The 19059-nt window shown below is 53.7% G+C and carries 21 protein-coding genes; 1 reads left to right on the top strand and 20 read right to left on the bottom strand.

The features are described from left to right. Positions 1-11: 11 nt before the first annotated feature. The 18 genes from IT084_RS03790 to IT084_RS03875 all read right to left on the bottom strand — a co-directional run bounded on the left by IT084_RS03790 (position 12) and on the right by IT084_RS03875 (position 16282). Positions 12-413 carry an Asp23/Gls24 family envelope stress response protein gene (locus IT084_RS03790; RefSeq protein WP_195711259.1) on the bottom strand — a complete coding sequence of 134 codons (402 nt, stop codon included), beginning with the start codon at positions 411-413 and terminating at the stop codon, positions 12-14. A gap of 151 nt (positions 414-564) precedes the next feature. After that, positions 565-1914 carry an acetyl-CoA carboxylase biotin carboxylase subunit gene (gene accC, locus IT084_RS03795; protein WP_195711262.1) on the bottom strand — a complete coding sequence of 450 codons (1350 nt, stop codon included), beginning with the start codon at positions 1912-1914 and terminating at the stop codon, positions 565-567. Positions 1915-1926: 12 nt separating this feature from the next. Further along, positions 1927-3792 carry an acetyl-CoA carboxylase biotin carboxyl carrier protein gene (gene accB, locus IT084_RS03800; RefSeq protein ID WP_195711264.1) on the bottom strand — a complete coding sequence of 622 codons (1866 nt, stop codon included), beginning with the start codon at positions 3790-3792 and terminating at the stop codon, positions 1927-1929. A gap of 344 nt (positions 3793-4136) precedes the next feature. After that, a complete protein-coding gene (locus IT084_RS03805; RefSeq protein WP_195711266.1) occupies positions 4137-4763 on the bottom strand; it encodes a SpoIIIAH-like family protein in 627 nt (208 codons plus the stop codon). Beyond that, a complete protein-coding gene (gene spoIIIAG / locus IT084_RS03810; RefSeq protein WP_195711268.1) occupies positions 4756-5382 on the bottom strand; it encodes a stage III sporulation protein AG in 627 nt (208 codons plus the stop codon). Before spoIIIAG ends, IT084_RS03805 begins: the two co-directional genes overlap by 8 nt. Positions 5383-5386: 4 nt before the next feature. Continuing rightward, the gene (locus tag IT084_RS03815) at positions 5387-6037 is read right to left on the bottom strand and encodes a stage III sporulation protein AF (RefSeq protein WP_195711270.1); all 651 of its coding nucleotides are present in this window, start codon (positions 6035-6037) and stop codon (positions 5387-5389) included. A gap of 15 nt (positions 6038-6052) precedes the next feature. Further along, positions 6053-7231: a stage III sporulation protein AE gene (gene spoIIIAE, locus IT084_RS03820; protein WP_195711272.1), complete on the bottom strand. Its 1179-nt coding sequence runs from the start codon at positions 7229-7231 to the stop codon at positions 6053-6055. Between the two features lie 6 nt (positions 7232-7237). Continuing rightward, positions 7238-7627, bottom strand: a complete 390-nt coding sequence (gene spoIIIAD / locus IT084_RS03825) for a stage III sporulation protein AD (protein WP_195711274.1) — start codon at positions 7625-7627, stop codon at positions 7238-7240. A gap of 11 nt (positions 7628-7638) precedes the next feature. Further along, positions 7639-7842 carry a stage III sporulation protein AC gene (gene spoIIIAC, locus IT084_RS03830; protein WP_195711277.1) on the bottom strand — a complete coding sequence of 68 codons (204 nt, stop codon included), beginning with the start codon at positions 7840-7842 and terminating at the stop codon, positions 7639-7641. Positions 7843-7889: 47 nt separating this feature from the next. Continuing rightward, a complete protein-coding gene (gene spoIIIAB, locus IT084_RS03835; RefSeq protein WP_195711279.1) occupies positions 7890-8408 on the bottom strand; it encodes a stage III sporulation protein SpoIIIAB in 519 nt (172 codons plus the stop codon). Next, entirely contained in the window at positions 8396-9415 is a 1020-nt protein-coding gene (gene spoIIIAA / locus IT084_RS03840; RefSeq protein ID WP_395879380.1) for a stage III sporulation protein AA, read from the bottom strand. Before spoIIIAA ends, spoIIIAB begins: the two co-directional genes overlap by 13 nt. 367 nt (positions 9416-9782) lie before the next feature. Next, positions 9783-11471, bottom strand: coding sequence for an FAD-dependent oxidoreductase (locus IT084_RS03845; protein WP_195711284.1), 1689 nt, complete (start codon positions 11469-11471; stop codon positions 9783-9785). 212 nt (positions 11472-11683) lie between these two features. After that, complete coding sequence (locus tag IT084_RS03850) at positions 11684-12118, bottom strand: CD1247 N-terminal domain-containing protein (protein WP_195711286.1); 435 nt, start codon at positions 12116-12118, stop codon at positions 11684-11686. Positions 12119-12199: 81 nt separating this feature from the next. After that, a complete protein-coding gene (efp, locus tag IT084_RS03855) occupies positions 12200-12757 on the bottom strand; it encodes an elongation factor P (RefSeq protein ID WP_195711288.1) in 558 nt (185 codons plus the stop codon). 196 nt (positions 12758-12953) lie between these two features. Then, on the bottom strand, positions 12954-14024 hold the full coding sequence (locus IT084_RS03860) for a Xaa-Pro peptidase family protein (RefSeq protein ID WP_195711290.1): 1071 nt from the start codon (positions 14022-14024) through the stop codon (positions 12954-12956). Between the two features lie 106 nt (positions 14025-14130). After that, the gene (gene aroQ / locus IT084_RS03865) at positions 14131-14562 is read right to left on the bottom strand and encodes a type II 3-dehydroquinate dehydratase (protein WP_195711293.1); all 432 of its coding nucleotides are present in this window, start codon (positions 14560-14562) and stop codon (positions 14131-14133) included. 63 nt (positions 14563-14625) lie between these two features. Then, entirely contained in the window at positions 14626-15969 is a 1344-nt protein-coding gene (locus IT084_RS03870) for a TldD/PmbA family protein (RefSeq protein WP_195711295.1), read from the bottom strand. Between the two features lie 97 nt (positions 15970-16066). Then, positions 16067-16282: a hypothetical protein gene (locus IT084_RS03875; RefSeq protein WP_195711297.1), complete on the bottom strand. Its 216-nt coding sequence runs from the start codon at positions 16280-16282 to the stop codon at positions 16067-16069. Between the two features lie 274 nt (positions 16283-16556). On the opposite strand from IT084_RS03875, the gene IT084_RS03880 reads away from it, so the two are divergent. Beyond that, complete coding sequence (locus tag IT084_RS03880; RefSeq protein ID WP_195711300.1) at positions 16557-16820, top strand: DUF3243 domain-containing protein; 264 nt, start codon at positions 16557-16559, stop codon at positions 16818-16820. Between the two features lie 50 nt (positions 16821-16870). On the opposite strand, the gene IT084_RS03885 is transcribed toward IT084_RS03880, so the two are convergent. Next, positions 16871-17626, bottom strand: coding sequence for an A24 family peptidase (locus tag IT084_RS03885; RefSeq protein ID WP_195711302.1), 756 nt, complete (start codon positions 17624-17626; stop codon positions 16871-16873). An 8-nt stretch (positions 17627-17634) separates the two neighbouring features. Further along, on the bottom strand, positions 17635-19032 hold the full coding sequence (locus IT084_RS03890) for a TldD/PmbA family protein (protein ID WP_195711304.1): 1398 nt from the start codon (positions 19030-19032) through the stop codon (positions 17635-17637). Positions 19033-19059: the final 27 nt, after the last annotated feature.

Below are 19059 nucleotides of genomic sequence, written 5' to 3' on the forward strand. Positions count from 1 at the left end.
GATCCTCCCGGTTATTTTACTCTGTTTTCCTCTTCGTTGTATTCATTGGCGAAGGCTACCCCCTGCACGTTCACGTTAACCTCCACCACCGTAAGCCCGGTCATTTTCTCAATGGCTTGTTTCACGGAATCCTGAATATTGGCCGCCACTTCCGGAATGCGTGACCCAAAATCGACGATCACGAATAAATCCACCGCCGCTTCTTTCTCCCCAACCTCAACCTTGACACCTTTGGAAAGATTTTTGCGCCCCAATTTTTCGGTAATGCCGCCGACAACTCCGCCGCTCATATCGGCTACGCCAGGCACCCGGGTGGCGGCCAGCCCGGCGATAATACTGACAACTTCCTCCGCTATGCGGATAGACCCCAGGCTATTTTTTTCTTCGCGCACAGCACTGTTCTGTTGTTGCATGTTCTTCTCCCCCTCCTCTGCCGGTTTTAGCTATTATACCAAAGGGGGAAAATTATCGCAATTTATTTGTTAATTCAGTCACTTGCACCTGAGCCTTTAGTTAAATTGATTTCCACGGCATTTCGGGGTCAGGCTCCGGGGCTATGACGGGCTAAGCGCCGGGCAAAATCCTTCTTTGAATGAAATTGGTATAAAATTCGCCGCGGCGGAAAAATGCGTTGCGCAGGATCCGCCGGTGAAAAGGAATGGTGGTTTTAACCCCTTCAATTTCAAACTCATCCAGCGCGCGCTGCATTCTGGCCAGGGCTTCTTTCCGGTCCCGTCCCCAGGTAATGAGCTTGCCGAGCATGGAGTCGTAGTGCGAAGGCACCTCCCAACCGGAGTACACGGCGCTGTCCAGGCGCACCCCCATCCCTCCGGGAGGCTGAAAGCGGGTAATTTTACCCGGACAGGGCATAAAGTTGCGGTCCGGGTCCTCTGCGTTGATCCTGCACTCGATGGCCCAACCGGAAAACTTGATGTCCTCCTGCCCGTAACCAAGCTCCTGACCGGCGGCGATGCGGATTTGTTCCTTCACCAGGTCGATGCCGGTAACCAGTTCGGTTACCGGGTGTTCCACCTGGATCCGGGTGTTCATCTCGATAAAGTAAAAATTGCCGTGTTTATCCAGTAAAAATTCCACCGTGCCCGCGTTGCGGTAGTTCACCGCCCGCGCCGCCTTTATCGCCGCCTCGCCCAGGCGCGCGCGCAGCGTCTCGTCCACGGCCACGGACGGCGATTCCTCGATGATTTTCTGGTTGCGCCGCTGGATTGAACAATCCCTTTCGCCCAGGTGCACGATATTACCGTAATTATCCGCCAGGATCTGAATTTCAATGTGCCGGGGCTCTTCCACGTATTTTTCCAGGTAAACGTCCCCGTTGCCGAAAGCCGCCGCGGCTTCGGAACGGGCGGTTAAAACGCCCTTAACCACTTCTTCCTCGCAGTGGGCGACTCTCATCCCCTTGCCGCCCCCGCCATAAGACGCTTTAATCAACACGGGATAACCGATCTTTTCCGCCACTTGCAGCGCATGCCCGGCATCACCGATAGACCCGTGGGACCCGGGAACCAGGGGTACCCCGGCATCCTGCATGGTTTTCCTGGCCTGCACCTTGTTGCCCATCAGGCGAATGGCTTCCGCCGGGGGACCGATAAAACTGATGCTGTTGGCGGCGCACATCTCGGCAAACCTTTCGTTCTCCGCCAAAAAGCCGTACCCCGGGTGAACGGCGTCCACGCCGGTAACCAGGGCGGCGCTGACGATGTTGGCTATATTCAGGTAACTGCGCCCGGGGGGCGGCGGCCCGATGCAAACCGCCTCGTCGGCCATGCGCACGTGCAGGCCGTCCCGGTCGGCTTCCGAGTATACCGCTACACTCCTGATGTTCATTTCCCGGCAGGCTCTGATGATGCGCACGGCAATTTCGCCACGATTGGCAATTAATATTTTATTAAACATGGATGTCATCACCTAATCTTCTTTGATTACAATGAGCGGCTGGCCATATTCCACCGGCTGGGCGTTTTCCACCAAAATCTCGACCACCGTGCCGGAAACTTCCGCTTCAATTTCATTCATCAGCTTCATGGCCTCGATAATGCATAATGTTTGCCCTTTTTCCACCCTGCTCCCCACTTCCACGAAAGGCGCGGCCTCGGGCGCAGGTGCCCGGTAAAATGTTCCCACCATGGGCGACTTGACCACAAAACCGCCCGTCAAGTCACCGGTTTTGGAAGGCTCCGCGGCGGGCTGGGCCGGTGTATCCGCCCGCTCCGGCACGGCAACGGGTTCGTGCTCGTCACCGGACGGCGCCTCGTATCCCGCCGCTCCCGCTTTTTTAATGGCCAGTTTAAAATCATTGTTTTTCAGGGAAAACTCGGTGATTTCAGTTTGGTTGATTAAATTAACCAGTTCCTTGATTTGTTGGAAATTCATATTGATATCCTCCTCAACTCCGGCAAACTGCCGGTAATCCCCCGGTTTCGGTCCGGTTCCCGCATTTTGCCCGGATTTACGTTCCTCCAGGAATTTTCGAGTTACCTGCGGAAAAACAGCATAAGAAATTATATCATCTTCCGACCGGGCCAAATCCTTGATCTCGTTGCGGGCTTTGGCCAGCCGCGGCTCCAGCAGGTCGGCGGGACGGCAGGTGATGGGGGCCTTGTCGCCAAGGATGCGCCGGGCGATTTCCGGGTCCACCGGCGCCGGTGGTTTGCCGTAAAGCCCCTGGACATAAGCCTTGACCTCGCCCGGTACCAGTTTGTACCGTTCACCCGTCAGCACATTGAGTACGGCCTGGGTACCCACAATCTGGCTGGTGGGCGTAACCAGTGGGGGGTATCCCAGTTCCTCGCGTACCCGGGGAATTTCCTCCAACACCCGGGGCAACAAATGCGCGGATTTTTGTTCTTCGAGCTGGGTAACCAGGTTTGTGATCATGCCACCCGGCACCTGGTGCTCAAATACCCGCATATCGTTAATGCGCGTCACGCCGCGCTCCTGGCGGTTTTCCCTGCGCAGGCGCTCAAAGTATTCCGCGATTTCAAACAGCAGGCCCAGGTCGAGGCCGGTATCGTGCGGCGTGCCCTGCAGCGCCCGGACCACCGTTTCCACCGGTGGCTGGGAAGCCCCAAAAGCCAGGGGCACCGATGCGGTGTCGATTACGTCGACCCCGGCCTCCACTGCCTTGATATACGTGGCCAGGGCCAGCCCACCTATGTAGTGGCTGTGCAACTGTACCGGCAGCCCGGGATTTTCTTTCAGCTTTTTGATCAAATCGTAGGCTTGGTAGGGAGTGAGTAATCCGGCCATATCCTTGACGCAAATCGAATCGGCTCCCATTTCCGCCAGCCTTTCAGCGGTTTCCAGGTAATGTTCGGTGGTATGGACGGGGCTGATTGTGTACACCACCGAGGCTTGCACATGGGCGCCCGCCCTTTTACCGGCCCGGATGGCGGTTTCCATGTTGCGGATATCGTTGAGGGCGTCAAAAATTCGGATAATATCGATCCCGTTTTCCACCATCTTAAATACAAACGCCTCTACCACATCATCCGGGTAATGCTGGTAGCCGACCAGGGATTGCCCGCGCAGCAGCATTTGCAGCGGCGTCCTCTTGATCAATCTTTTTAACGCCCGCAGCCTTTCCCACGGGTCCTCGCCCAAATAACGCAGGCACACGTCAAACGTGGCGCCGCCCCAAACCTCCAGTGAATGGTAACCCACCGCATCCAGTTTTTCCACCACCGGCAGCATATCCCCGGTGCGCATTCTGGTAGCCCATAAACTTTGGTGACCATCCCGCAGTGTGGTATCGGTAATTCGCACGCCAGCCATAATTTCTCTCCCTCCCAAAAAAAGAAAGGTTGTTAACAGTCAACAACCTGATTCAACACAAATTCAATTATATATATTTTATTCTAAAATTAAATAGATTTTATAGAAGTATACAATATATCGTTAAATAACACTGTATACAGTACTAGATATACTTCTTCTTTTTCACTCCAGGGAAGGCTCTTGTGTACAAGATACTCTAATCTATTGGGCGCTCCGTGGTTTCACTCCGTTCGTTTCGCAATTTACTTTTCTGGCAGAAGATGCTATCAGGTTAAACGCTTGCAATTCAGCACCCGGCCGCCACACTCAAGTGATGGGCTTCGGGCTATGACAAACACCTCTTAGAAGTCCTTGGTAATGATAATCACGTTGTTCTCCGCCACGCCGGTGCTTTTGGACACCAGTTCGGCTATGGCATCGTTTTCGGCATCCGCCGTCATTTTCTCCCCGGGTTGAACAACAACGGTGACGCTTTCATTGTCCAGGAACACCGCCGCATCCTGAAATCCCCTGGCTCTGATTAAGTTTTCCAGCTCCATTTCCTTGGAGATATTGTTACTGATGCGCAAAAATTGTTCATGGGCCATTTTACGGGTATCTTCGTCGGTTGACGAAGACGCCATCACCTCGCGCAACAGTTCCACCTGCATGCCCCTGGCCCGTTCCCGGTCCATGCGGTATTCTTCAAAATAAGCCGCTTCGCCGGAACCGGTCTCCCGGGCGCCGTCCGTCAATTCGGGCGCGTCGCCGGCCGGCCGTTGTTCCACAGGAACACCACCGCCGATGGATTTGCCGCTTTCCTGGTCCGGCTCGCTTACCGTAACACTGGCGGGCGCGACCTGTTTCTGCTCCCTGCCCAACAGCCGTTCCGTCAAGCCGCCGAATCCCACAACACAGCAGCCCAACCCCAGCACCACAAGCAAAATAAGCATTATTCCCTTACGGTTGAGTTTAATTACTTTAATCAACTGAACCACCTCTTTTCATGGGTAAAACAATAACCTTATGCGGTTCCACGCCCAGCGCCACCTGCACCGCCCGGAACAGGCCTGCCTTGACCTGCGGTGACCGGGCTCCTTCGGCCACCACCAGCACACCGGCCACCTCGGGCGCCATTTCCCGTTCCAGCACCGGGCCTTCCATTCCCTGGTTGTTTCTGCTCAGCACCACCGTTTTGGAATCGGTGTTCTCGGTTATTTGCCTGGACCCGCCACTCTGGTCCTTTTCCTCGGTGGTCTTGAGCCCGGAGGTGGTATTAATGGCGTAATTATTGTACGTTGATGAGGCCAGGTGCACCGAAACCTCAACCCTCCCGGCCCCTGCCACGCTTTCCAGCATCTGGCGCAATTCCGCGGCCAGTTCCTTCTCCTCCCTGGTCATTACCGAGGGGAAATCAGCTTCACTGGTTTGATTATGATTACCCCTTTCAATAACCTTGTTGCCGGCAGCCTGCTCTTTTTCGCTCCCGGAATTTACGGTATCACTGCCGCAACTGCCCACTACCATCAACATAATACCCAGCATCAATAATAGCAGCAATACCCAAAACTGCTTGTTCCTGGGATTGAATAAATCAGCTTTGTCCATGTAATCACCTCCCACTGGATTCCCGGAATTCGTACTTTACCTGCCCGGGCTGCAAATTGTAGAATTCGGCTACCACCCTGGTCACCTCAAGCGCCGCCTTTTTTTCCTCCGGCCCGGGCATAGCGGCGTTACCGGTATCCCGGGTTGTTTCATTGCGGTCGACATCAATCATTACCGGTTCCACGTCTACCGGCCGCTCTGTTTTGCCCGCCCCGCCCAAGTACTTGTCACCGGTTGTACTAAAGATAATGGTTATTTCCCGGATCTCATTCATCTCACCCCCGGTGCTTACCACGGCGTCCACCGCGTGCACTTTTGAATTTAACCTGGCCAGTGAAAGCACTTGCCCGGCAATACCCTCCCTGTATTTTTGCGCCGCCTCGTCCCGGTTCAATTCCGACAGTTGTTTTCCCGCCGCCATAATTTCATCCAGCGGGGGGGCGCCCGCATCCGACATGGTAATACTGGGCACGTCCCGCATCAACTCACTGTGCACGGCATTGGCGGCGGTTTGCAGCACCGCCAGGATGACCAGCAAGCCCATGACCATTTTCACGTACCGGCGCATGTCCCCCCGGGGAAGGAGCATTTCGATAAACACCGCCAGCACCACAATTACCACGATGGTTTGCACCAGCTCGCGGATTATGCCCATTAAAACAACCCCCAATTAATGCAGCATCACCGTAATGTTGCCCAGCCCCACCACGATGGCCAGGGCGAAGAAAAACAGCAGCCCCACCGTAGCCACGGCGGCGAAAACGGTAATTAAGCCATTGCCCAGACCGTTCAGGCAATCGCTGATCTTTTCCTCCCCCACGGGCTGGATAACCGCGCCGGCCAGCTTGTAAATAAAGGCGATGGTAATAATCTTTACCAGGGGGATCACCAGGATCATCACAATGATTAAAACACCCGCAATGCCCACCGCGTTTTTCATCAGCAAGGACGAGCGGATGACCGCTTCCAGGGCGTCGCTGAACACCCCGCCCACAACGGGAATAAAGGTGTCCGTGGCAAACTTGGCGGTACGAAAAGTTACGCTGTCGCCTACCGCCCCGGCCACGCCCTGGATGGCCATCACTCCGAGAAAAATCGTACTGAGCAGGCCCATTATGCCCATTGCGGCTCCCTTGAACAGCCCGGCCAGCCTGGACACCTGGAAGTGCTTGGACAGGCCGCTGACAATTTCCAAAACAGCCGCCAAAAAAATCAGGGGTAGAACAATGTTCTTAATCACCGTACCGAACGCGGTGATGGTAATAAAAATCAGGGGGTGAAAAATCGCCGCCGAGGCAATTCCCCCCACTGCCACCAGCAGCGTTAACAACAGCGGCAGCAGCGCCTGCATAAAGGTGACCATTTTGTCCACCACCTCACGTCCCATCTGGATGGCGAAACCAAAGGAGCCGACGGCTATAGTGACAAGCACGAGATAAGCCACCATGTGGGTCAGCTGCCCGGTGGTGCTTTTTTCAAAGGCGCCGGTTAAATTTTGCAACACCGCGCAGATTACGGCCAGCACCACCAGTTTCCCCAGCAAAGCGGAATTGGCCACCACCTCGCGGAAGATATAACTGATGCTTTGATTGAATATCTCCGTTGGTTTTAAAGATATACTTCCGCTGGCCAACCCCGTAACCAGGGCGCGGAAATCGGTTTCCGGCAGGGCGCTTTTCAATTCATTGTCCATCTTGTTGACAAACTGCTGAATCTCGCCCATATCCAGCTTATTCAAACGCTCGTCCAGCTCATTTCCGGCATCAGGCGTAGCCCAGGCCGCTACAGGAGAAGTGGCGATAAAATTAAAAAAGATCAGCAACATAAACGCAAATTTTCTCAGGTTCATCCCCCCTTACGGTATCAACCGCAATAGCGCCTGCAACACCGCCACCACGATCGGCAACGCCAGCATAAGCACCATGACCTTGGCCGCCAGTTCCACTTTTACCGCAATGGCTCCCTGTTCCGCATCCCGGCAGATCTGAGCGATAAAATCGGCTATGTACGCAATTCCGATGATTTTCAGCAGCGTGCCCAGGTAGATGGAGCTGATGTCGGCCCGTTCCGACAATTGCCGTAAAATGTCAATAATCGCGCCGATCCTGCCGATAACCAGCAGGAAGATGATGACGCCGACCGCAATGCCCAGCAACATGGCCATGGGCGGTTTCTTGTACTTGAGCACGACGGCCAGTACCGCCCCGACCAGGGCGATGCTGGTCACCTGAAAGATAAACTCCATGCCACCACCGCCTAAAACAGTTTGAAGACCGATCTAACCTCGTCAAAAAGGGTGCCCAGCATCTGAATCACCATGATCAGCACCACTGCAATGCCGGTTAAAGTAACCGCAAAACCGTAATCCTCCTTGCCTGAATTTTTCAACACCATGTGGGCGACGGCCACCAGAATGCCGATTCCGGCAATTTTAAAGATTAAATCGATGTTGGCACCCATAAGTTCTCCTCCTTTTATAATGCAAGCTAGCATCAAGTTAACTCTCGTCAATAAAGGGCCAGCACTATGATCAAACCGCCCAGCAACCCAATGTAGTTCCACATTTTTACGTTTTTTGACGCCGATTCTTCCGCCGCCGCCAGGGCCATTTTCAGTTGTTCCGCGGCCAGGCGCAGGTGTTTCCCCTGGTCGTCCCGGTCCGAAATGCCGATATTATTGCCTAAACCACGCAGGATACCCAGGTCGTTGCGGACAAGCGCGCTTTTGGGGAAATACCATTCCAACGCCCGGTTCCAGACCTCCCTGGCGGAGCAGCCCGCCTGCTGTCCCAGTTCCCGGGCTACGCGCCGGAAAAACAAAGCCACCGGGAATTCCACCTGTTGCGCCACCCTGTCCAACGCGTCGGGAAGCGGCGTCGCAACATACGTAATTTCCGTTTCCAGCATCTGCAACGCGGAAATAAACAACCTCAACTCCACCGGCCTCCGGGCATAAACCCTGGCTACGGCCCAGCCCGCCAGACCGGTAGCCGAAACAACCAGCAATCCCCCAATTAATTTGAGCACATCTTCACCCCCGCCCGGGGCAAGTCGTTCCCGCTTAAAATTTTTTCCACCGTGCCCACGCCCCTGGAACGCCCGAGCAGCACGAAACGCTGAATAATATTAAGTTGCAGCAGGTATTTCAAGGCGGGACGATTGACCAATTCCTGCAGCGATGAGCCGTGAATGGTCACAATAACCCGCACGCCGGCGTTAAACACCTCTTCCAGGGCCTGCACATCCTCCATTTTGCCGATTTCGTCCGTGACAATGATGTCCGGCGACATGGCCCGGAGCAGCATCATCATTCCCTGGGCCTTGGGACAACCGTCCAGCACATCCGTTCTCACCCCCACGTCCATTTGCGGCACTCCCCGGTGGCACCCGGCAATCTCCGAGCGCTCGTCCACCACGCCCACGGTGCGGCCCGGGAAGTTCAAGCCGGGAACGCCGTTGCTGATCAGCCTTACCAGGTCGCGCAGCAGCGTAGTTTTTCCACAGCGCGGCGGTGAAAAAATCACCGTATGGTAAACATTGTCGGCCTTGTAGTCGATCAAATGTTTGATTACCCGGTCTGCTATACCCTTGATTTCCCGGCAAACACGAATATTCAAACCGGAAAAATGCTTCAAGGTTTTAACCCGGCCGCCGGCCAGCACAGCTTTTCCGGTCAACCCGACCCTGTGCCCGCCGGGCAGGGTGATATACCCGTTTCTTAATTCCTCTTCCAGGGCGTAAATGGAATGCCCGCTGATGTTCTGAATAACCTTTTCCAGGTCCCCGGCCTCAACGATATACCCGCCCTCCGGGCGGGTTTCCAGCCCACCCCCCTTGCGTACAAAAAAATCCCGGCCGGCCATGCCGAGCATGAGGGGTTTATCCCGCCGCAGCCTGATTTCTTCCAGCTGGGCCAGGTAGCCCGGGGGGACGCCGGCGATCAGTTCTTTTAAGCTTGGAGATAAAAAGGGCATTATATCCCGCCAGGCCCCGGCGGGGGCTTCGCCAGGTCCGGTCAACGGCAAACCGCCCAATGTTTGTCCCCCTTTCCCATAAACTGCCTTTACCATAAATGTATTTTGTCCATTGGAAAAATATGCTTGGAAAAGAACAAATTATGAGGTCCAGAGAGGCTTACGAGCTGATACGTGCCGGAGAAATTCATGGTGGGTGGTGATTATACGGATGGTAATTAAATGAGAAGAAAGATGCAACAGCCAGCAAGCTGAAAAATAAAAAAGACCGTTTCGGCCTTTACCTTTTTAGTAATTCGCTATAAGCTAATATGTCCGCCCGGAGTACCCGCCCGTCGCTACGATCAGGACGGGAACTCCAGGCAGGCAACTTAAAACACCTGAATATATATGATACAGAATACTAATTGACACAAACGACCGGCGACTATAACTCGTAGGGCCAGGCCTGCAGGCCGCCCTCCATGTATTTTACGTTTTTAAAGCCGGCCCCTTTGAGGATGCGCAGGGCCTCGTAACTCCTGGTGCCCATGGCGCAGATAACCACGATTTCCTTGTCTCTGGGCACATCGTTGATCCGCTCGCGCAGGTCGCCCAGCACCACCAGTTGCACCCTGTCATCCTTAAGGCGGCGCATGTTAAACTGCGGCTCTGTGCGCACGTCCAGGATCACCATGTCGTCACCGCGGTCCATTTTTTCCTTCAATTCTCTCGGCGTAATGGTTTCGGCCAGCCCGGCCACCTTGTTGCGCACGATATTTGCGGCATGAGCGGTTACATCGATAGGCGTGGAGAAGGGCGGAGCGTAGCCCAGGTCCACTTCGGCCAGTTGGTTGACCGTGGCACCCAGGGTGATCGCCGTAGCCACCACGTCGATACGCTTCACCGTATCCCCTTGCCCCAGCGCCTGGGCGCCCAGCACTCTACCCGTGCCTTCTTCGGTGATCAGCTTCATCAACACCATGCCGTGGTCGGGATGATAGTGCGTGCGGTCAAAACCGTGGTATAACGCCGTAACCACTTTATACCCCAGGTCCCGGGCCTGTTTTTCACCAAGCCCAGTACGGCCGATGTTGAAACCGGCGGTATGCAACACGGAGGTGCCCAGAACGCCACGGAAAACAGTATTGCCTCCGGTGACGTTGTCCCCGACCACGCGCCCCTGCCTGTTGGCGGTGGTGGCCATGGGGATATAAACCTTCTTGCCGCTCACCAGGTGAGTGGTTTCCACGCAATCACCCAGTGCGTAGATGTCGGGGTCGCTGGTTTGCAGGTATTCGTTAACGGCAATCGCCCCGGTTTCACCGATGGCCAGACCGGCTTCCCGGGCCAGCTTCACGTTGGGACGCACTCCTACAGCCACCACCACCAGCTCGGCGTCGATAGGGCCTTTGTCCGTAACCACGGCGGTGACGTTGCCGTCTTCATCGCCTTCCAATTTAAGCACCTTGTGTCCCAGGTAAAATTCAATACCCTGGTCGGTTAGTTTTTTGGCCAGTATTTCAGCCATATCTTCATCCAGCATGCCGGGTAAAATCTGGTTCTGCAATTCAACCACCGAGCAGAACATGTGCAACTTCATCAAAGCGTCCGCGGTTTCCAGGCCGATGAGACCGGCACCGATGATAACGGCCTCGCCGCCCTCTTCCGCATCAAGGCGTTCCTTGATTTTTTGAGCATCGTCGGGGTGATTCAGCTTGTAAACTCCTTTAAGGTTCAGACCCTCAATCGGAGGCGCAAAGGGTTCGGCACCGGTGGCCAGAACCAGCTTGTCGTAGGGAATTACGTATTTTTCACCCGACTCCAGATTCTCCACGTGCACTTCCTTTTTATCCCTGTCTATTTTTTGAGCTTCGGTGCGGGTCAACACGCGACAGCCCTTTTCACGCCAGAAATATTCCTCGTTCCTGATGACACCGTAAGTGGTTTCAAACAGGCTGTCGAACTTGTGCACTTCACCGGACAGGTAGTACGGCATGCCGCATCCCGCGTAGGAAATCAGCCTGCCTCTTTCAATAATGGTGATTTCCGCATCCGGGTCCAGACGGCGAGCCCTGGCTGCCGCTTTGGGGCCAGCCGCCACGCCACCGATGATCACAATTTTCTTTGCGCTCATTACTTCCACCTCATCTGCTTAAAATTGTTGGGGCCAAAAAATTGCCGACCCCGCCTGATTTTTTTGAACGGTAATCCATTTAAAACCTGGGATTATTTTAATTTGAACCATACAAGTAAGTCAAGGATCAGACCGTGGTGGAAAATTCATCGTAACGATCAGATTCGGGCAAAAAAAACGACAGTTTGGACTGTCGCTTAATATTTATTTTTTTATATATCATCATCTACGGATTCAATTCGGGCTTCCAGATTTTCGGACTCGTCCGCGCTTTCATAGTTATCGTCGTTCACAAAAACCACCTCGTCGCAATTGGGACAGGTAACTTCGATGACGTCATCGTCCTCGATAATCCCGGGGTCAAACAGTACCGTCTCCCCGCAGCGCGGGCAATCAACCTCAACATATTCACCCAGTTCATCTTCATCATTGAGCTCGCTTTCCAGGGAATACAAGTCCTCGTCAATTGTTTCAACATAATCCTCCAATTGTTCATGGGCGTCTTCAAGTTCCGTAAATGATTCGGCGATTTCCCCGAGTACGTCGATAATGCCGTTTAATATTTTTCCTTCTTTACTTTCGGCGTCAAGATTCAAGCCGTTTGACAGCCCCTGCAGGTATGCCACTTTTGATCTCAAGTCGGACATAAAAAAACCCCCTTTGGTTTTTCCGAGTTGCACTGACAAAAGTAGTATTTCTCTCCCCGGGGGTTTTTAAACATATATTTCCTAAACTCTTTTAATATAGTGCCCGGTACGGGTATCTATTTGGAGAACATCGCCAACATTAATGAAAAACGGAACCTGCACCACGTAACCCGTTTCCAGCGTGGCCGGCTTGGAACCGCCGGATGCGGTGTCGCCCTTGATACCGGGCGCGGTATCCACCACTTCCAGTTCCACGTAGTTGGGCAGGTCTACACCGATGGACCGCCCCTGGAACGACAGCACGGTGATGGTCATGTTTTCCTTGAGGAATTTTACGGCGTCGCCCAGTTGCTCCTTGGTCATCGAGAACTGGTCGTACGTTTCCATGTCCATAAAGTTGTATTCGCTGCCATCCGTGTACAGGTACTGGACTTCCCTGCGATCCACCCGCGCCCGGGGGATTTTTTCACCGGCGTTGAATGTTTTATCAATCACGGCGCCGGTTCTGAGGTTTCTAAGCTTGGAACGAACGAATGCCGCGCCTTTGCCCGGCTTGACGTGCTGAAAATCTACGACCTGGTAGACATCCCCTTCCAGTTCAATGGTCAGGCCGGTGCGAAAATCATTGGTTGAAATCAAATTCCACGCCTCCTTAAAATTTTTTATCCAAAATTTATTTTTCGCTGCAAAAACCGGTACTTGTAGTTGGCGCTCCGGCTAAGGGGTCATGACTCTTGGGATATGACGGGCTAGGGACCGCATCCAGTGTTCCACTCACTCCAGAAATCCGCCGGATCGCCTGCTGTAAGGTCTTTTTGCGTTAAGTAATATTGGTTTACAGCTCGATCAGTTTATTTTTGGGTGATTTTGTCAGCACTCTACACCCGTCCCTTTCCACGACCACACTATCTTCGATCCTGACACCGCCGGTGCCCGGGAGGTAAATGCCCGGCTCCACGGTTACCACCATACCCTCCTGCAATACAGTATCGTCCCTGGGGGATAAGCGCGGTCCCTCGTGCACCGCCAGCCCGACCCCGTGGCCCGTGCCATGGCCGAAATATTCACCATAGCCGTGGGATTCGATCACTTTCCGGGCCGCCGCGTCCACCGCGCTGGCCTTGACACCGGCCCTTACCGCCGCCAGCCCCGCCTGCTGGGCCTCCAGCACGATGTCGTATATTTTTCTGATTGTCCCCGGCGGTGTACCCAGAGCTACCGTTCTGGTCATGTCGGAGTTATAGTGGTCCAATACCACACCAAAGTCAAGGGTAATTACATCGCCCGGGCCAATGAGCCTGTCCGAGGCCGTTCCATGCGGCAGCGAGGACCGGGGTCCGGAGGCGATAATAAAAGGAAAGGCCGCTGCGGTCGCGCCCTTGCGGCGCAGAAACATTTCCAGCTCCAGTTCCACCGCCCTTTCGGTGACCCCCGGCTTGATCCACCCGCAAATATAATCAAACCCTTCGTCCAGCAGTGACATTGACCTGGCGATGGCCGCCAGTTCTTGATCATCCTTGACCTGACGCAGTTTTTCGATTACGCCCTCCAATGGAACCAGTTTGATCCCGGAAAGCTTTCGACCCAGTTCCTCATAAAGCTTGTAGTTGACGTAACCGGACTCAAAGGCCAAGGCGCGGATACCGGTTTTTTCAGGCATTGCCGCAAGCGTATCCGCAAGGTTATCAGTCATTTTAATAACTTCCAGGTGCGGGCTTTGTTCCCGAGCCTGTTCCAGATACCGGAAATCCGTAATCAGGTAAGCTTTTTTCTTCGTAACCAGCAGCGCCCCGGAACTGCCGGTAAAGCCGCTGAGATAAAACCTGTTCTCGGGCTGCATGACCAGCATGGCATCGGCGCCGTAATCCGCAAGCGTTCCGGCAACTTTACGCACGCGATTTTTCATTGATTATCCTCCGGAATATTTTGATACGTCTTCCCGGTTTATATTGCACAAAAAATAAAACCATAGTGGTTTTATAAATGTTGTCTTATTTATCACTTAACGAGGATTATTCGGCGAGGTGTGCCGCCGCCCTTAAAGCCAGCAGGTAGCCCTGCGGGCCGAATCCCGAAATCTGGCCGGCCGCCACGGGTGCGATCACCGAGTGCCTCCGGAAATCCTCCCGGGCATAAATGTTTGAGATATGCACCTCAATCACGGGTATATTTATAGCCGCCACCGCGTCGCGCAGGGCGTAACTGTAATGGGTAAACGCGCCGGGGTTGAAAATTACCGCCGAACAATCCCGCCCGGCGGATTGCAGCCGGTCGATCAGCTCGCCTTCGTGGTTGGATTGAAAAAATTCCAATTCCACGTTCAATGTTTTAGCCAGATCCGCCAGTGACGCGTTAATACTTTCCAGCGTAACGTTCCCGTACACCCCGGGCTCCCGGATTCCCAGCATGTTCAGATTAGGGCCGTTTAAAACCAGTATTTTCACAATTCTCCCCCTTGGAATACTGGGAATATTTTAACACAATTGCTGCGGGTTGCAAAGGCAGTTTTACTTCCCACTGATGCTCATCCGGGAAACCCGGATGGTGGGCGCGCCCTTGCTGCCGAAAAATTGCAGATCATTCCCCACCGCATCCACATTCTTAATCAGGTCCATGATATTCCCCGCGATGGCCATGCCGCGCACCGGGCGGGACAGGCGACCGTTTTCTATCCAGAGCCCGCTGGCGCCAAAGGAAAAATCACCCGAGATGGGGTTGGCGGTATGCAGTCCCATCACTTCGGTCACATAAAAACCGTTGCCGACTTCGCCAATAATTTGTTCCGGGGTCTTGTCGCCCGGCTCGATAAAAAAGTTGGTGGTTCCCACTTCAGGCGTTCCCTTAAAGGAACCGCGCACGCCATTTCCGGTGGAAAGCACGCCGTCCTTGGAAGCGGTATAAGTATTATGCAGGAAACATTGCAGCACGCCGCCCTGAATCAACGCCGTCCTGGACGTGGGCACTCCTTCACCGTCGAACGGAGCTGAAGAAATGCCGTCTTTAAGCGTGCCATCGTCAATGACGTTGATCAGGTCCGAGGCGACCTTTTGCCCCACCTTGCCGGCAAAAAGCGAACGCCCCTTCTGCACCGCTTCGGCGGAAAGAGCCGGAGCCAGCAAGCCCAAAAAACCCGTAACCACGTAGGGTTCCAGCACCACGGCAGCCTGCTGGGTGGAGCCCGGCTTGGCCCCCAGCATGCGCACCGCCCTGCCCGCGGCCTGTTTGCCCAGGCTTACGGGGTTCAGTTCGTTTATCCGCAAGCCATAATTCAGGGCAAAGCCGGTCTGGCTGTCTTCCCCCGAGCCGGCAACAAGTGAGATATACATGCCGCAATAGGCACCCGGGTAATGCAGCGAGATTCCGTGGGAATTAAACAGGGTTACCTCCACTTCCCCATCCTGGTAAGTCGAGCTTTCTATGATCTTAACCCGTGAATCAAAAGCACGGGCCTCGTTTTCCATGATCCGGGCCATTTCTATTTTATGCTCAACGGTAGTTTCCCTGATCGCCGGATCATATAAATCCATTTCCGGGTATGACGGTGCCGGCTTTGGAAGCAACCGGTGCGGGTCGGGCTCGGCACAGGAGGCGTTGGCCAGGGCCTGTCTGATAGCCTCATCCACAGCGGCGTCCCCAAGGTCAGTGGTAAAGGAAAACCCGGTTTTTTCGTCCGTAAAAACCCGGATGCCCATGCCGCGATCCTCGGCCAGTTTCATTGTTTCCACTTCTCCATTGCGCAAGTCGATAACCAGTTCCTTGCTATTGCTGATATAGGCTTCGGCCATCTTGGCACCTAATTGTAACGCCTTTTGCACGGCGCGCTCCGCATTCTTTATGTACCTGGATTCCATGACGGTTTTTCCTCGCTCCTTTCAGTTAACTTAGTATAATTCAATAAAAAATAATCTATTCCTTTTAGTACCAAAACAAAAAACTGCCGCCGGGCAGTTAATGCAAAAAGCATGAGTTTGTGGTTAAAGCGATTAAATCTTTCAAAGTTACCGGTACCAGCTCCTGTACCGAAACTTCAACCACCGAATGGGGATCAAGCATCGCCACAATGGCCACCTTGTCACCGGTATTCTGATCAGTGTAAAACCCGATAATACAAAACCGGGCCTCATCACCGGCAACCTTCCTGGTAACTATATCTCCTATTTTCATGAAAATAATACCTCCTACAAGGAAGTACCACCGACCGGAAAAAGAATTGTGTACCCCTCCCGGCTTTTTATTTTTCATACCTCTTAATTTCTTTTATCAGCATATGCCCTTGATTTGTCCTTTGTGTCATTAAATCTTTCTCACTTTTTTTAATCATTGGATAGGAAAGAAAAATATGTTGTTTACCGGCGCATAACTTTTTTAATCGGGGAGAGAATAATCATATTCAGACTTTGTTTGATCATAATTAACAAATGTCGAGGTGATGAAGTTTATGGACTTCAATTTCAGGGCAAACGCCAATACCGACTGGCAAACCTGGAAAAGCTACCTGAGACAGGCCATGGAATTCGCGGAAGAACTGGGTATTTCGCGGGACAAGATCCAGTCGCTGGCCTACCAGGTGGGGGACCTGCTGGCTCAAAACGTTCCCCCCACCAACCCCGAGCAGCAAGCTTTAAAAGAGCTCTGGCAGGTGGCCGACCAAAGCGAGCGACAAACCCTGGCCCGCCTGATGACCAAGGTGGTAAATCAATAGCTGCTCTGTCATATGTGCAAAAGCGCCCGGAAACACCGGGCGCTTTTGGTTTATAAACCGGAAATCCTCAAGTACCAGTCAATCAATCTTTCAGCATAAAACGAGGCTACAACCCCGCCCATGGCCAGGTATGGGCCAAAAGGTACGGCATCCTTCCTGCTTTTTCGGCCCGTTGCCAAAAGTAAAATTCCTGACAAGCCGCCCGCCAGGAAAGAGAGGAACAAGGCGACAATAATACCCGGCCAGCCCAGGAATAGCCCCATAGCGGCGCTTAATTTAATATCTCCGCCGCCCATGCCGCCTTTGGAAGCCAGGGCGATGACCAGCAATAGCAACCCGGCCGCGAAAAAACCAATTGCCCCGCTGATCAACTTACCTGGTGAAGCCAAGAATATGGAAGGCACTCCCAGAACCAAACCTGTGATCAAAATTTCGTCGGGAATGATTTTATGATGCATATCTATTACCGAAACGGTAATTAGCATGGCAAAGAAAATCCACATCGCGGCCGCCTGCCAGCCCAATCCCCAAAATCTGTGCGCGGCAAGAAACAATGCCGCCGTGACGAGCTCCACCAGGGGGTATTGCGGCGAAATTTTGCCTCCGCAATACCGGCAGTGTCCTTTTAAGAATAAATAACTTAAAACGGGCACCAGGTCCAAAGCTCTGATCTTTTCGCCGCAACCCGGACAGTGAGACGGTTTATGAACCACTGATTCATTCCGCGGTATCCGGTAGATGCACACATTTAAAAAGCTTCCAATACAGGCGCCCAGTAAAAATACCAGTATTCCGGTCAAATCCATGGCTGCTCCTAATCATCCCCGTGGCCGGTGCCGCCGACCACCAGCTCCTTGATTCGGATAGTGGGCTGGGCATCGCTCACCGGCACGCCCTGGCCGTCCTTGCCGCAAGTCCCAATGGTGAACCCAAGGTCGTTGCCCACCGCCTCAATGATCCGAAGCACCTCGGGACCATTGCCGGTCAATGTGGCGCCGCGCACCATGGGCCCTACTTCCCCGTTTCTAATCAGATACCCCTCCGCCACATCGAAAACAAAGTCTCCCGTGGTGGTGTTGACCTGCCCGCCGCCCATTTTTTTAACCAGCAGACCATTTCCCGTTTCGCGGATAATTTTTTGCGGGTCATCCCGGCCCGGGGCGATATAAGTATTGCCCATTCTGGGGATTGGTTTATGCTGGTAAGATTCCCGGCGCCCGTGCCCGTTCGGTTCCACCCCGTCGCGCTTGGCGGTCAGCCGGTCGTAAAGATAGTCCTTTAAAATACCTTTTTCAATTAAAACAACTTTACGGGAAGGAATGCCCTCGTCGTCAAAGCTGTAAGACCCGTAACGGTCGGGCATGGTGGCATCGTCAACCACGGTGACACAATCAGCCGCAACTTTCTGCCCTTTTTTACCCGCGTAAACGGAAAGCCCCTTTTGCACCAGGTCGGCCTCGAGGCCATGTCCGCAGGCTTCATGCACCATGGTACCACCCGCTTCGCCGGACAGCACCACCGGCATCTTGCCCGCGGGAGCCGGTCTGGCCGACAGCATTTGCACCGCCCTTTGCGCGGCTTTAGCTCCAATTTCCTCCGGCCTGTTGCGCTCCAGCAACTCAAAACCGCTGTGGCTTCCCACCGCCTCGTAACCGGTTTGGATTACGGAACCCTCCGCCGCAACAGCCTGAACCATCAAACGGGTCCGCACCCGTTCATCCTCCACGTAGTCACCTTCGCTGTTGGCAATGATCACTTTTTGCACCACATCGCCATACCCGACCATGACCTGCTTGATCTTTTCCCGGTCCACCGCCCGGGCGGCTTCATCCGCCGCTTTGACGGCCCGCACCTTTTGTTCGGTGGTAACCTTGTCGGGCATCTGAATGATTTCAAATTTAACTGCGGGCTTTTTTTCACGGAATTCGACGCCGGCTTCCTTTTTCTCCCCGGAAACGGCATGGCTCACTATCCGGGCCGCTTCCAGCAAGCCTTCCCTGCTGAGATCATTGGTGTAAGCATAAGCGGTTTTATCGCCCGATAAAACCCTGATTCCCGCACCGGCTTCAATACCGGAATGAATGCGTTCAATCTTGCCGTCCTCGCAACCTATACCGGTCACCCGTTTATACTCAACGTAAATGTCGGCAAAGTCGCCGCCACCCGCAAGCGCCCCGGCCAAAACTTCCCGCAACAAGTTTTTATCCAACAAAATCACCGTCCAGTTTTTTGTTTTACA

The organism is Desulfallas sp. Bu1-1 (assembly GCF_015594625.1).
Classification (GTDB): Bacteria; Bacillota; Desulfotomaculia; order Desulfotomaculales; family Desulfallaceae; genus JADNRQ01.

Bases quoted from the DNA above. Each gene is read 5' to 3' on its own strand.
- IT084_RS03850 (WP_195711286.1), bottom strand. From the start codon at position 12,118: ATGTCCGACTTGAGATCAAAAGTGGCATACCTGCAGGGGCTGTCAAAC.
- spoIIIAG (WP_195711268.1), bottom strand. From the start codon at position 5,382: ATGGACAAAGCTGATTTATTCAATCCCAGGAACAAGCAGTTTTGGGTA.
- IT084_RS03880 (WP_195711300.1), top strand. From the start codon at position 16,557: ATGGACTTCAATTTCAGGGCAAACGCCAATACCGACTGGCAAACCTGG.
- accB (WP_195711264.1), bottom strand. From the start codon at position 3,792: ATGGCTGGCGTGCGAATTACCGATACCACACTGCGGGATGGTCACCAA.
- IT084_RS03870 (WP_195711295.1), bottom strand. From the start codon at position 15,969: ATGGAATCCAGGTACATAAAGAATGCGGAGCGCGCCGTGCAAAAGGCG.
- spoIIIAD (WP_195711274.1), bottom strand. From the start codon at position 7,627: ATGGAGTTTATCTTTCAGGTGACCAGCATCGCCCTGGTCGGGGCGGTA.
- IT084_RS03790 (WP_195711259.1), bottom strand. From the start codon at position 413: ATGCAACAACAGAACAGTGCTGTGCGCGAAGAAAAAAATAGCCTGGGG.
- IT084_RS03815 (WP_195711270.1), bottom strand. From the start codon at position 6,037: ATGGGCATAATCCGCGAGCTGGTGCAAACCATCGTGGTAATTGTGGTG.
- spoIIIAC (WP_195711277.1), bottom strand. From the start codon at position 7,842: ATGGGTGCCAACATCGATTTAATCTTTAAAATTGCCGGAATCGGCATT.
- IT084_RS03885 (WP_195711302.1), bottom strand. From the start codon at position 17,626: ATGGATTTGACCGGAATACTGGTATTTTTACTGGGCGCCTGTATTGGA.
- IT084_RS03875 (WP_195711297.1), bottom strand. From the start codon at position 16,282: ATGAAAATAGGAGATATAGTTACCAGGAAGGTTGCCGGTGATGAGGCC.
- IT084_RS03845 (WP_195711284.1), bottom strand. From the start codon at position 11,471: ATGAGCGCAAAGAAAATTGTGATCATCGGTGGCGTGGCGGCTGGCCCC.
- spoIIIAE (WP_195711272.1), bottom strand. From the start codon at position 7,231: ATGAACCTGAGAAAATTTGCGTTTATGTTGCTGATCTTTTTTAATTTT.
- accC (WP_195711262.1), bottom strand. From the start codon at position 1,914: ATGTTTAATAAAATATTAATTGCCAATCGTGGCGAAATTGCCGTGCGC.
- IT084_RS03860 (WP_195711290.1), bottom strand. From the start codon at position 14,024: ATGAAAAATCGCGTGCGTAAAGTTGCCGGAACGCTTGCGGATTACGGC.